Below are 13,765 nucleotides of genomic sequence, written 5' to 3'. Positions count from 1 at the left end.
TGAATACATCAACAAACAATAAGCTTGATGAGATGAATACATCAACAAACAATAAGCTTGATGAGATGAATACATCAACAAACAATAAGCTTGATGAGATGAATACATCAACAAACAATAAGCTTGATGAGATGAATACATCAACAAACAATAAGCTTGATGAAATGCATACATCTACAAATGATAAGCTTAATGAGATGAATGCATCAACGAATAGTAAGCTTGATGAAATGAATACATCAACAAATAGTAAGCTTGATGAAATGAATGCATCAACAAATAGTAAGCTTGATGAGATGCACACATCAACGAATAGTAAGCTCGATGAGATGCATACATCAACAAACAGTAAGCTTGATGAAATGAATGCATCAACGAATAATAAGCTGGATGAGATGAATTCTTCAACAAACGACAAGCTTAATGAAATGAATACATCTACAAATAGTAGGTTGGATGAGCTTGGAAACAGGACTGACAGCAAGTTAAAAGAAATGGATGAGCAGACCAGGAAACTTATCGGAGATTTGGATAATTCTACAGGCAGCAGGCTGGACAAGCTGGGAAAGAATACAAATAGTAAACTGGACGAAATGAATAAGTCCACAAGTGGCAGAATAGATTCACTTGATAAATCTACAAGCAGCAAAATAGATGCTATGGGCAGGTCTACCAGCAACAGGCTGGATGCGCTTGATAAGTCCACGAGTACAAAGCTTGATGGAATGAATAAGACCAATACCAATAAATTCAATGAGCTAAACAATTCAATTAATAACAATTTTAAAAGTATGACTAATACATCTACCAGCAATATGAATGGCTTAAAGAACTATATAGCCGTAGAGCTTAATAAAACTAACGGAAAGCTTGACAAGGTTTTTCAGCGTGTGAGTGATGGTAAAAAGCTTTTGGCATCCACATTACTCACAAAGGGCGTTAAGGTTAGACAGGATGCCACATTTAAAGAACTTAGCGATGCGATAAACCGTATACCACAGCAGGTTGTTCTTGGAAACGGTGACGTGGCCGGTAAAGTAGAATATGAATATCATTACCACAAGGATGGAACAGGAAATGTGTGTGATGAGGACTATGTTCCTGCAAATAGAAAGGGTGGATGCTATACGATTGCTGAAACCCACAAACACTCAGAAAGCTGTTATAAAACAGAATACTGGTATTCATATAGGACAAGAAAAGATTGTCAAAATCTCTACCATGTAGGAGATCCGGATAATGGTGATGATCCTATCTTTAGGTGGCACTGTGATTATTGTGGTTCAGAATATGACTCTGATGATGGTTATCATTACGAGACAACGCGTGATCCCAATGTGTTTAGAGAAAGGGCAAGATCTAATCCCGAAATACACATGGACAAGGTAAAAATCTGTAAATATGAGGAGGGCCAGCTTTTGGGATATCGTACTTCCTGTGAATATGTTCATGGTCAGATTTTGAAAGCGCACATTTCATTTGATCAAAATCATAAAGACTATAATAGTACAGTAAACGTTCCAAGTCCGCGCAATTTAAACCTCGAAACATCTCATGTTATGGTGCCGGAAAACTCTTTAAATATTGAAAGCCTTCTTAAAGAGCTTGAGTTATCACCGGATGAAGAGGAAGCATCTTCCTTAATGTCTTCTGATGAAAGTGCTGCAAGCACTTCTATGTCAAAAGAATCTGATATTTCTGATATTCCTGATAGCAATCATGAAAATAAGCAATATGAATCACAAAAAGAAAATAATGATGTGGCTTCAAAAAGCAGTTCAATAATAGAACCTGATACAGACAGCCCGGCTGAAAGTGTAAGTGCGGATGGAAGTATAGAAGAAAACAGCACTTCTCAATATTCAGATGAAGGAAGTTATGCTGCAAGCTTAAATGAAACAATGGAAACTGAAAGCGATATGCAGGGTGATGTATCTGATGATGTATCTGAGGGTGATGAAGCAGAAATCACAGATGCTTCTACAGAAGGTTCAACACCACTTTCTTGACATCCTTTTGGGGGCTGCTATAGAATATACTTTGTTGTAGTAGTTGTAGCACAGATAATGGATGTGCAGATTGGAGATATAATGACCAAGATAGATATTATTTCAGGATTTTTGGGAGCTGGTAAGACAACTCTTATTAAAAAACTTTTAAAGGAAGCCCTTGCCGGAACAAAGGTAGTTCTTATTGAAAACGAGTTTGGTGAGATTGGTATTGATGGAGGCTTTTTGAAGGAAGCCGGCATTGAAATTACAGAGATGAATTCAGGCTGTATATGTTGTTCTCTTGTAGGTGATTTTGAGACTTCACTTAAGCAGGTTATGGAGCAGTATGCACCTGAGCGTATCCTTATTGAGCCATCAGGAGTAGGTAAACTTTCAGATGTTATGAGAGCTATTCAGAACATTGCAGACACTTCTGATGATATGGAGCTTAACAGCGCCGTAACAGTTGTTGATGTATCCAAGGCTAAAGTATACATAAAGAACTTTGGTGAGTTCTTTATAAATCAGATTGAGAATGCCGGAACAATAATTCTTACAAGAACCGATAAGGCTGATCAGAAGAAGATTGAAGAGGCTGTAGAGCTTATTCGTAAGCATAACGATAAGGCTACTATCATAACAACACCACTTAATGAGATTACAGGAAAAGAAATTCTGGATACTTTTGAGGGTAACAATGACCTTGAAGCAGAACTTTTAAAGATGGTAATGGAGCAGGAAGAAGAACATCATCACCATCACCACCATCATGGAAGCCACAAGACTGTAGCAGAGGATGGCTCTGTGGTTTATAGTGCACATCATGACGATGATGATGATGAGTGCTGTTGTCACCACCATGACCATGACGAAGACCATGACCACGATCATGATGAGCATGAATGCTGCCACCATCATGACCATGACGAGGACCACGACCACGATCATGATGAGCATGAATGCTGTCACCATCACCATGACCATGACGAAGAGCACGATCGCGATCATGATGAACATGAATGCTGTCACCACCATGATCATGACGAAGACCATGATCACGATGAGCATGAGCATCATCACCACCATCATGATGCTGCAGATGTATTTACAAGCTGGGGAATGGAGACACCTCTTAAATATACAGAGGATGAGATAAAGAATATGCTCAATCAACTTGAAGATGATGAGAGATTCGGTATTGTCCTTCGTACAAAGGGTGTTGTTCCAAGTACAGACGGAACATGGATTGAGTTTGATTATGTTCCGGGAGAAGCAGATGTTCGTAAGGGAGCAGCGGATGTTACAGGTAAGTTCTGCGTTATAGGTTCAGAACTTAAAGAAGAAAATCTTGAAAAGCTGTTCCGCAGACTGTAATAAAAACGTATCCCGGAGCAATTATGATAAGGAGAATTAATATGAAACCGGTATATATAATAAACGGCTTTCTTGATAGTGGAAAAACAGATTTCTTCAGATACACGATTGCACAGCCTTATTTCAGAACCAAAGGGAAGACTCTTCTTATTGTCTGTGAAGAAGGTGAAAATGACTATGAAGAGAAATTGCTGAAATCTACAAACACTGTCATTGAAAAAATCGAAGACGAGGAAGATTTTAATCCTGATGCACTTGTCAAGCTTGATGCTAAGCATAATCCGGAGAGAATCCTTGTTGAATACAATGGAATGTGGAATTTCAAAAATTTAAAGCTTCCTGTAATGTGGAAACTTGAGCAGCAGATTACTGTAATTGATGCCTCAAGTTTTGAGCTTTATTTCAGCAATATGAAATCTCTTCTTGCGGAGCAGATAAGAAACTCTGACCTTATTCTTTTCAATCGCTGTGATGGTATTGAGGATCTTGCATCTTACAAGAGGAATGTTAAGGCTATCAATCAGAAGGCAGACATTATTTTTGAGGATAGAAATGGGGAAGTAGATGTAACTCTTGATGAGGATCTGCCGTTTGATCTTAATGCTAATCCTATTGATCTTAATAACTATGGATATGGAATGTTCTATCTGGATGCGTTGGATCATGTAGACAGATATGATGGGAAAACAGTCAGGTTTAAGGGAATGGTACTTAAGCCTGCTGAGTTCCCGGACAATCGCTTTGTACCCGGAAGAATGGCTATGACGTGTTGTGCACAGGATATGCAGTTCTTGGGATTTGCCTGTGATTATGACAAAGTATCTGAGCTTAATGAAAAAGACTGGGTGCTTGTTACAGCCAAAGTTGAGAAACAGTACGTGGAAGAGTATCAGGGAGAGGGACCTGTTTTAAAAGCCATTTCAGTTGAAAAGACTACAGAGCCTGATAACCCTGTTATTGATTTTTCTAATCCTGAGCAATAATAGACTGTATTTTGGGGGATAATATAGTGTTTGATTATTTACCACTTCAGTGGCTGTTTTTGTTTTACCTTTATAGTTTTTTTGGATGGTGCTTTGAATCCGCTTATGTATCTATATTGAATAAAAGATTGGTTAACAGGGGCTTTATGCGAGGCCCCTTTTTGCCATTATATGGAAGTGGCGGAATTATGATGCTGGTTGTTTCAAAGCCTTTTTATTCTAATATTGTACTTGTTTATATTGCAGGATGTATCGGTGCTACAGCTCTTGAGTATGTCGTCGGTGTTCTTATGGAACTGCTGTTCAAGGTAAGATACTGGGATTATTCAAATAAATTTTTGAACATTAATGGGCATGTATGCCTTGAATCAACATTGGTTTGGGGCTTTTTTACCGTGTTATTTACGCATTATCTGCAGATTCCTGTTGAAATGTTTATCACATCAATTCCATATAACTTTCTTAGTATCTTTACCACTGTATTAACGGTATATGTAAGCTGTGATTTTATGATTGCCTTTAAGACAGCTCTTGATCTTAGGGATTTCCTTGTTTATATGGAAAAAGCCAAAGAGGAAATGGGGAGAATCCAAAAGCGTCTCGATGTGATAATAGCTTTTAAAGGTGAGGATGTCAGGGAGAGCATTGACAAAAAAGTTGATGGTATCAGTTCGGGAATAGGAAGCAGAGTTGATGTACTTAGTAATGCTCTTGAAAAATCATTTGCCAGCTTAAAGGAAAAGGTATCACGTGAGCCATCGCCTTATTTGTCGGGAGCCAAAGAAGAAATCGCAGAAATGTATACTAAGTATCGCATTTTGATGGACAGATTAACCCCAGGACCCATCAGAGGATTTTTTGACTGGTACAGAAACAGGACTATCATCGGTAATCCGGGAATGGTTTCTGAAAAGTTTAAAACAAGTCTTGAGGAAATAAAAGAAAAAGCTTCGAACATAAGAAAAAATCATTGAAAAATACAAATAAAATGCAAACAAAAAACCACATGTCGGTGAGAAGACATGTGGTTTTAATTTATCATATTTATATCTAAACAAAAGATTAAGCCATCTTGTTTACAGCCTGAGCAAGACGAGAAACCTTTCTTGATGCTGTGTTCTTCTTGAATACACCCTTTGACTCAGCCTTGTCAATTGCAGATGTAGCATTAAGAAGTGCCTTAGCAGCCTCTTCCTTGTTGCCGGCTTCGATAGCAGTACGAACCTTCTTGATCTCTGTCTTTACAGCTGATTTGATAACCTGATTTCTTTCAGCCTTTTTCTTATTAACTAAAATTCTCTTCTTGGCGGATTTGATATTTGCCATAATTACCTCCGAAATTATTAAATCTAATAGTATTTTTGTTGATGATATTGACTTAGGCCAGACACGGAAAGCCTTTTGTCACATACTCTAAAATATATTAGATGAAATATCGCAAACTGTCAATAGATTTTTGGCTTTTGGAGTTTTTTCAAAGGCTGAATTGTGGTATATTATAACACATAGTCTCAATGAGATTTTTGGATTTTTTTATCGAATTTAGAAAGAGGTTTTATTAGTGGATCAGAGTAAGATTAGGAATTTTTGTATAGTTGCACATATTGACCATGGTAAATCTACCCTTGCTGACAGAATGATTGAGAAAACCGGCGTTCTTACCAGCAGGGAGATGCAGAATCAGGTCCTTGACAATATGGATATTGAGCGTGAGAGAGGAATTACCATTAAGTCTCAGGCTGTCAGAATGATCTATAAAGCAAAAGATGGTGAAGAATACACCTTTAATATGATAGATACTCCGGGACATGTAGACTTTGGATATGAAGTGTCCAGAAGCCTTGCTGCATGTGACGGAGCGATACTTGTTGTTGATGCCACTCAGGGTGTTGAAGCTCAGACTCTTGCCAATGTCTATATGGCACTTGATCACGACCTTGATGTTTTTCCGGTAATCAACAAGATAGATCTTCCAAGCGCACAGCCACAGGAGGTTAAGGATGAAATTGAGGATGTGATCGGAATCGAAGCTCAGGATGCACCTCTTATTTCAGCCAAAAACGGGATTGGAATAGAAGATGTATTGGAGGCTGTTGTACACAAAATTCCGGCACCTGTCGGAGATTCATTAAAGCCTCTTACAGCACTTATTTTTGACAGTATATATGATTCCTACAGAGGAGTTATTGTCTTTGTCCGCGTAAAGGACGGAGTGATTAAAAAAGGCATGAAGGTAAAGTTCATGGCAACAGGTGCAGAGGCAGATGTTGTTGAAGTTGGTTACTTTGGTCCCGGTAGATTTATTGCAAGTGATGAACTTGCAGCAGGTGATGTTGGATATTTCACAGCGTCAATCAAGAATATTCAGGATACAAGAGTGGGTGATACTGTAACGGATTCAGCCAGACCTTGTGACGAGGCTCTTCCGGGATATAAAAAGGTTATGCCCATGGTTTACTGCGGTCTGTATCCTGCTGATTCAGCTCATTATTCTGATCTTCGTGATGCTCTTGAAAAACTTCAGCTCAATGATGCATCTCTTTTCTATGAGCCGGAAACATCACAGGCTCTCGGCTTTGGATTCAGAGCCGGATTTTTGGGACTTCTTCATCTTGAGGTTATTCAGGAGAGACTTGAAAGAGAATATGATCTTAACCTGGTTACCACTGCACCGGGGGTTGTTTATAAGGTTCATAGAACCGATGGAACTGTTTTTGATCTCACCAATCCTACAAACCTGCCGGATCCTTCAGAAATAGAGTATATGGAGGAACCTATCGTAAATGGTGAGATTATGGTCACCACAGATTATGTCGGTGCCATTATGCAGCTTTGTCAGGAGCGAAGGGGCAAGTATCTAAGTACGGATTATATTGAACAGACAAGAGCAATTCTTAAATATGAGCTTCCTCTTAATGAGATTATCTATGATTTCTTTGATGCACTTAAGTCAAGGTCCAGAGGATATGCTTCCTTTGATTATGAGCTTAAGGGATATGAGAAATCTGAACTTGTTAAACTTGATATTCTCATTAACAGAGAAGAGGTGGATGCTCTTTCATTTATTGTTCACAAGGATGGCGCTTATGAAAGAGGCCGCAAGATGTGTGAGAAATTAAAAGATGAGATCCCGAGGCACTTGTTTGAAATTCCGATTCAGGCAGCTGTAGGAGGCAAGATAATTGCCAGAGAAACCGTTAAGGCATATCGCAAGGATGTACTTGCCAAGTGTTATGGCGGTGACATAACCCGTAAAAAGAAGCTTTTGGAGAAGCAAAAAGAGGGTAAGAAAAAAATGCGTCAGATTGGTAATGTTGAAGTACCTCAGGCAGCCTTTTTGTCTGTGCTTAAGCTTGACAGTACCGATTGAATTATGTGCATGAAGAAATTTTGATTTTAGTATGAACAAGACTTTAAAGCGATTATCACTGTATATCCATATTCCTTTTTGTGTCAGAAAATGCCTGTACTGCGATTTTCTTTCTTTTAATGCCGATAATGATCTGATAGATGAATATTTTAAAGCATTGGGAAAAGAAATTGTGTTAAATGCCGGAGAATATGCTGATTATGAGGTTGATTCCATATTTTTTGGCGGTGGGACGCCTTCATTTCCGGATGCGAAGTATATTTGTGATACATTAAGTCTTATTTTTGAAAGCTTTCATGTAAGTGATAAGGCAGAAATAAGCCTGGAAGTAAATCCTGCATCTGCAATTTTCGGTAAATTAAATTCATATCGAAGGGCCGGATTTAACAGGATAAGTATTGGTGCTCAAACGCTCAATGACGAGGAGCTTATGAAACTTGGCAGAGTACATAATGCTTCAATGTTCTACGATACCTATGAAAATGCTAAAAGAGCCGGATTTGATAATATTAATATTGACCTTATGAGCGCTATTCCGGGGCAGAGCCTTGAATCATATCTTGATACAGTAAAAAAGGTTTTAAGCCTTAGACCTGAACACATTTCTGCTTACAGTCTTATAGTTGAAGAAGGAACTCCCTTCTATGATATGGAACTTGATGTTCCATCTGAAGATGTGGACAGAAAAATGTACCACGAAACCAAGAGTATTCTTGCGGCAAATGGCTACCACAGATATGAAATATCCAACTACGCCCTGTCAGAAGATAAAGAATGCCACCACAATAAAGTTTACTGGACAAGAGGGAACTATCTTGGTCTGGGACTTGGCGCTTCTTCAATGGTAGAAAATGTCAGGTGGAAAAATGTTTCTGACATCAAAAAGTATATTGAAATTTTTGCGGCAAAAGAAGATAAAGATCGTAATAATGTGGATAAAGCAGACGTTTTTGTGGACAACTTTAAAAAATATCGGGAAGATGTGGAAAAACTCCCTATTAAATCTCAAATGGAAGAATTTATGTTTTTGGGACTTAGATTGGTTAGGGGAGTGAGTCTGGAAGAGTTCAAAAATAATTTTTCTTGCGATATTCACGAAGTGTATGCTGAAACAATTGATAAATATAAAAACATGGGGTTACTTAAGGAGTATACAATTGACGGACATACGAATCTGTGCCTTACTGATGAGGGCATAGATGTAAGTAACACGATTATGGCGGATTTTTTGTTTGACTAGTGTGGCTGACCAGAGGAGGATAAGGGGATGAATTACAATTTTTTTGCATTGATATCACGAATGAAATACATAGACAGATGGGCACTTATGAGAAACACAAGGGCTGAGAATCTTTGTGAACACTCAATGGAAGTTGCTATTATAGCTCATGCTCTTTGTATAATCGGAAATGTTCGCTACGGTAAAAAACTTGATGCGGATAAGGCAGCACTTATAGGCCTTTATCATGATGCTTCGGAAATTATTACCGGCGATATGCCAACCCCTGTTAAGTACTTTAATGCAGATTTAAAAGCTGCGTATAAGCAGGTGGAAAGCATCGCTGACAATAAGCTGCTGGAAAAACTGCCTGAAGACTTAAGGCCTTCTTATGAAGAAATTTTTAAGCCTTCCGATGATGAGAATGAAATTTATATGAGAAAGCTTGTTAAGGCTGCTGATAAGCTTTCAGCTCTTATAAAGTGTATAAACGAGATAAATGCCGGAAATAGCGAGTTCAGAACAGCCAAGGAAAGTACAGGTAAAGCAATCAGGAGCTTGTATAAAGAACTGCCTGAGGTGCTGGATTTTGTCAACGAGTTTTTGTCTTCCTATGGCAGTACTCTTGATGAGCTTACATAAGGAACTGTTACAGAATAAATTTACAATTTTCCTTGTCTGATTTTTCGATAACTATAAATTTATTTCTGAACAGTTCCTAATGGCAGGATAATTGCTTTTTAGTTTGATTAGATTCATAATTATAGACATAACGAACGGATGAGAGGCTTTATATATGTCAAAAATCGAGGAAATCCTAAAAGAGGCAAAAGAAAAAGGTGCGTCGGATGTTCATATTACAGTAGGTCTTCCGCCAAAGATGAGACTTAACGGAAAACTTATTGCTATGGACAACTATGATAGGATGATGCCGGCAGATACACAGCTCATTGCTGACGAAGTGATGAATGACAAGCAAAAAGAAAAGCTTGAGGAAAACGGTCAGCACGATATGTCTTTTTCTATTCCCGGAATAGGACGTTATCGTCTAAATGTTTTTAAGCAGAGGGGCTCTATAGCTATGGCATTTAGAGTCGTGGCAACTCAGATTCCTACTGCTGAAAGTCTTGGTATTCCTGAAACGGTAATGGATCTTTACCGTAAAAAAAGAGGTTTGGTGCTTGTAACCGGACCAACCGGAAGTGGTAAGTCAACGACTCTTGCCTCCATAATTGATATGATAAACAACAACAGAGAGGCTCACGTTATTACCCTTGAGGATCCTATTGAGTTTACATATCAGCATCGTATGTCGATTGTAAACCAAAGAGAAATCGGAACAGATTCAAACAGTTATGCCAACGCCCTGAGGGCTGCTTTGCGAGAAGATCCGGATGTAATTCTTGTTGGTGAAATGCGAGATCTTGAGACCATAAGCACAGCTATTACCGCTGCCGAAACGGGACATTTGGTGCTTTCAACGGTTCATACCATAGGTGCTTCCAATACTGTTGACAGACTTATAGATGTGTTTCCGTCTCACCAGCAGCAACAGATCAGGATACAGCTTGCGGGAGTTTTGGAGGCCGTGATTTCCCAGCAGCTTATTCCGGCAAATGACGGTGTTTCAAGAGCGGCAGCTTTTGAAGTTTTACATGTTAACAGCGCAGTAAGAAATCTTATCAGAGAAGGTAAATCACATCAGCTCATTACTTACATGCAGACCTACAGAAAGCAGGGCATGATAACAATGGATGATGCAATCCTTGAACTGTACAGAACGCAGAAAATATCAAGAGAAAGTGCTTTGCAGTTTGCGCAGGATCCTGATACAATGCAAAATAAAATGCTTAGATAAAAGTAATTTCCTATGATATAAATAAAACTCCCCTTGCCAATGGGGAGTTTTTGTTGTATATTATGCAAGTTGATTAAAATTGTTAATGCTCTTTAAAGGTTTGCAGTGTTCTTCTGCAAACTGATTTTCCATTTTTTTAATTATATATTTTGAGAGGAAATTTATGTTTAGTACAGTTACTTCGGGAGCTGTCAGAGGCATTATATCTTATCTTATTGAGGTTGAGGTGGATGTTTCTACGGGACTTCCGGGTTTTAATATGGTTGGTTTTATGAGCGGCGATGTAAGGGAGGCCGGTGACAGAGTTAAAGTTGCGCTTAAGAACATTGGTGTGAAAATACCGACTTCCAGAATTACAGTTAATCTTTCACCTGCGGATATAAGAAAAGAGGGCATCGTGATAGATCTTCCCATGGCAATCGCAATACTTTTGGCTATGGGAGAAGTTGATGAACTAAGCGTTAAAGACACAGTTATTTTGGGAGAACTTGGACTTGACGGAGCGGTTAAACCTGTAAAGGGAATTCTTCCGATTGTTACCAAGGCAAAAGAGATGGGGAAAAAGACAGTTCTTTTGCCAAAAGAGAATGCTAAAGAAGGTGCAGTTGTAGATGGCATAAGAATAATAGGTGTTGATTCTTTGCAGGAGACAATCTGTTATCTTTCTGCACCTGAGGAAAACAAAAATTCTCTGATTGCACCTACTACCGTTGATATTCGGGAAATATTTGATATGGACAGCAAAAGGGATGACAATCTGGATTTTGCAGATATTAATGGACAGGCAGCAGTAAAAAGAGCAGTTGAAGTTGCGGCGGCAGGATTTCATCACATATTACTTGTTGGTCCGCCGGGTTCCGGAAAAAGTATGGTGGCTAAAAGAATTCCGTCAATATTGCCGGGATTATCTTTAGAGGAGAGCCTTGAGGTCTCGACTATATATTCCGTTGCAGGAGAAATCAAGGAAAATCAGGCACTTATTACGAAACGGCCATTTATGAGTCCACATCATTCCATTACTGAGACTGCTCTGACGGGCGGGGGCAATGTACCAAGGCCTGGGGTTATATCACTTGCTCACAGAGGTGTGCTTTTTCTTGATGAAATGGCAGAGTTTCCAAGGGCAAAGCTTGATATGTTAAGGCAGCCCATGGAAGATAAATTCATACATATCGCACGAAGCAAGGGAACATTTTCTTATCCTGCCGATTTCCAGCTGGTAGGTGCGTTAAACCCCTGCCCATGCGGATATTTTCCTGACAGAAACAAATGTAAGTGCACGGCAAAAGAAATAAAAAGATATCTGGGACATATATCAGGTCCAATTCTGGACAGAATCGACATATGCGTAGAAGCGCCACGAGTCGATATCTCTGATCTTTCACCAAAAACAAAGAGTTTAAACGAAACAAGTAAGACTATAAGGCAAAGAGTCATGGTTGCAAGAAAAAGGCAGGAAGAAAGATTTAAAGGAACTTTTCTTAAATTTAATTCTGAAATGACTCCCAATGATATAAAAAAGTTTTGCATTCTCGGAAACAAAGAAGAAGCTTATTTGGAAAATGTCTTTTCAAGCATGGAATTGAGCGCAAGAGCTTATCATAAAATACTAAGGATTGCCAGAACCATAGCGGATTTGGATGAGAGCGACAATATTGAGCAGATACACTTAATGGAAGCAGTCAGCTATCGCATGACTGATGGCAAATATTGGAGTCAGAGGGAGGAAAGTTAAAAATGATAACACAAAATCAATATGCACATTTTTTTTATAACGTTGATGGACTTGGAAGCAGGGGAATATATAAGATTCTTGAACGGGGAGTTAATTTAGAAGATCTGTTTGGAATGGAAGAAAAACAGCTTTTTGCTCTTATAAAAGAATGTACAGGAAAAAACAGGATAGCAGAAGAAATCATAAAAGTGCGCAAAACATGGAATTTCGAAGAGCAAAAGAAGAACCTGGATAAGGAGGAAATAAAGTTTGTCTCTGTTTATTCGGATGAATTTCCGGAAAAATTAAAAAACATTCCTGATCCGCCATTTGGTTTATATGTACGAGGGGCGCTTCCCAATCCCAAAATCCCATGCGTTTCAATAGTAGGAGCGAGAATGTGTTCGGATTATGGGCGATTTATGGCACGGAAATTCGGAAGGGGGCTTGCACTTGCAGGGGTTCAGGTTATAAGCGGCATGGCAAGGGGTGTGGATGGTATTAGTCAGAAGGCGGCAATAGAAGCAGATGGTAAATCCTTCGGAATACTGGGCTGTGGAGTGGATATATGCTATCCGGATGAAAACAGAGATGTATATGAGAAAATTTGCCTAAAGGGAGGCCTTATTTCTGAGTATCATCCAAAAACCGAACCAAGACCGAATCTTTTTCCTATGAGAAACAGAATCATAAGCGGTTTGGCAGATATAGTTCTTGTGGTGGAAGCAAGACAAAAATCCGGCACGCAGATAACCGTTGATCAGGCTTTGGAACAGGGAAAAGAGGTTCTTGCAGTTCCGGGGAGAGTCACAGACAGACTTAGTGACGGATGCAACTTTTTGATAAGCCAGGGAGCCGGTGTGGCGCTTGGGGTTCGGGATGTTTTGGACAGATTATGGAAGACAGATTCCTATGAACGTAAAGACAATGGGAGTGTCACGGAAAAGGGGAGAAAAGAAGCCGGAGAAGATGTTATAGAAAGTGAAAGGAGCAGCTTTGGAAAAGATTCTCAATTGTCTTTGGAATACGAAATAGAAGATGTGATAGATATAATACCGATTTCCGCATCGACAATTACTGAAAAATTACATGCCAAAGGCATTGATATTCCAATTCCTAAGCTGATGAGCTGTTTGATGGAAATGACATATAAGGGAAGGGTGATACAGGATGGAGTTTATTACAGAAAAAAACTTGAAAATATCTGTAAATAAGTGGATATAGTTATTTATTTACAAAAGAGCTACCGATTGCGC

The 13,765-nt window shown here is 39.0% G+C and carries 11 protein-coding genes; 10 read left to right on the top strand and 1 reads right to left on the bottom strand.

What is annotated here, in order from left to right:
* The 4 genes from J6O61_RS09995 to J6O61_RS09980 form a co-directional block, all read left to right on the top strand.
* Positions 1–2,009, top strand: a 2,009-nt coding sequence (locus J6O61_RS09995) for a hypothetical protein (RefSeq protein ID WP_292212584.1), incomplete at its 5' end; no start/stop codon positions are given.
* Positions 2,010–2,090: 81 nt separating this feature from the next.
* Complete coding sequence (locus J6O61_RS09990; protein ID WP_292212581.1) at positions 2,091–3,365, top strand: CobW family GTP-binding protein; 1,275 nt, start codon at positions 2,091–2,093, stop codon at positions 3,363–3,365.
* Between the two features lie 41 nt (positions 3,366–3,406).
* Positions 3,407–4,348 (top strand): TIGR03943 family putative permease subunit, encoded by a 942-nt coding sequence (locus tag J6O61_RS09985; RefSeq protein WP_292212579.1) that lies wholly within the window; start codon positions 3,407–3,409, stop codon positions 4,346–4,348.
* A gap of 26 nt (positions 4,349–4,374) precedes the next feature.
* The gene (locus tag J6O61_RS09980; protein WP_292212577.1) at positions 4,375–5,322 is read left to right on the top strand and encodes a putative ABC transporter permease; all 948 of its coding nucleotides are present in this window, start codon (positions 4,375–4,377) and stop codon (positions 5,320–5,322) included.
* Between the two features lie 88 nt (positions 5,323–5,410).
* Here J6O61_RS09980 and rpsT read toward each other — a convergent pair whose 3' ends face one another.
* Positions 5,411–5,674, bottom strand: a complete 264-nt coding sequence (gene rpsT / locus J6O61_RS09975) for a 30S ribosomal protein S20 (protein ID WP_292212574.1) — start codon at positions 5,672–5,674, stop codon at positions 5,411–5,413.
* A gap of 235 nt (positions 5,675–5,909) precedes the next feature.
* Here rpsT and lepA point away from each other — a divergent pair, with 235 nt between their 5' ends.
* The 6 genes from lepA (at position 5,910) to dprA (ending at position 13,723) form a co-directional block, all read left to right on the top strand.
* On the top strand, positions 5,910–7,718 hold the full coding sequence (gene lepA, locus J6O61_RS09970; protein ID WP_292212571.1) for a translation elongation factor 4: 1,809 nt from the start codon (positions 5,910–5,912) through the stop codon (positions 7,716–7,718).
* 31 nt (positions 7,719–7,749) lie between these two features.
* Positions 7,750–8,958, top strand: coding sequence for a radical SAM family heme chaperone HemW (gene hemW, locus J6O61_RS09965; RefSeq protein ID WP_292212568.1), 1,209 nt, complete (start codon positions 7,750–7,752; stop codon positions 8,956–8,958).
* A 27-nt stretch (positions 8,959–8,985) separates the two neighbouring features.
* Positions 8,986–9,579 carry a 5'-deoxynucleotidase gene (gene yfbR, locus J6O61_RS09960; RefSeq protein ID WP_292212565.1) on the top strand — a complete coding sequence of 198 codons (594 nt, stop codon included), beginning with the start codon at positions 8,986–8,988 and terminating at the stop codon, positions 9,577–9,579.
* A 154-nt stretch (positions 9,580–9,733) separates the two neighbouring features.
* Complete coding sequence (locus tag J6O61_RS09955; protein WP_292212563.1) at positions 9,734–10,795, top strand: type IV pilus twitching motility protein PilT; 1,062 nt, start codon at positions 9,734–9,736, stop codon at positions 10,793–10,795.
* 163 nt (positions 10,796–10,958) lie between these two features.
* Complete coding sequence (locus tag J6O61_RS09950) at positions 10,959–12,530, top strand: YifB family Mg chelatase-like AAA ATPase (RefSeq protein ID WP_292212561.1); 1,572 nt, start codon at positions 10,959–10,961, stop codon at positions 12,528–12,530.
* A 2-nt stretch (positions 12,531–12,532) separates the two neighbouring features.
* Positions 12,533–13,723: a DNA-processing protein DprA gene (gene dprA / locus J6O61_RS09945; RefSeq protein ID WP_292212559.1), complete on the top strand. Its 1,191-nt coding sequence runs from the start codon at positions 12,533–12,535 to the stop codon at positions 13,721–13,723.
* The last annotated feature ends 42 nt before the right edge of the window (positions 13,724–13,765 follow it).

The organism is Butyrivibrio sp. (genome assembly GCF_017635265.1).
Taxonomy (GTDB): domain Bacteria; phylum Bacillota; class Clostridia; order Lachnospirales; family Lachnospiraceae; genus Butyrivibrio.
This window is presented reverse-complemented; position numbering and strand designations above follow the sequence as displayed.

Coding starts and splice junctions, on each gene's coding strand:
- J6O61_RS09990 (WP_292212581.1), top strand. CDS start 2,091: ATGACCAAGATAGATATTATTTCAGGATTTTTGGGAGCTGGTAAGACA.
- J6O61_RS09985 (WP_292212579.1), top strand. CDS start 3,407: ATGAAACCGGTATATATAATAAACGGCTTTCTTGATAGTGGAAAAACA.
- rpsT (WP_292212574.1), bottom strand. CDS start 5,674: ATGGCAAATATCAAATCCGCCAAGAAGAGAATTTTAGTTAATAAGAAA.
- hemW (WP_292212568.1), top strand. CDS start 7,750: ATGAACAAGACTTTAAAGCGATTATCACTGTATATCCATATTCCTTTT.
- yfbR (WP_292212565.1), top strand. CDS start 8,986: ATGAATTACAATTTTTTTGCATTGATATCACGAATGAAATACATAGAC.
- J6O61_RS09955 (WP_292212563.1), top strand. CDS start 9,734: ATGTCAAAAATCGAGGAAATCCTAAAAGAGGCAAAAGAAAAAGGTGCG.
- J6O61_RS09950 (WP_292212561.1), top strand. CDS start 10,959: ATGTTTAGTACAGTTACTTCGGGAGCTGTCAGAGGCATTATATCTTAT.
- dprA (WP_292212559.1), top strand. CDS start 12,533: ATGATAACACAAAATCAATATGCACATTTTTTTTATAACGTTGATGGA.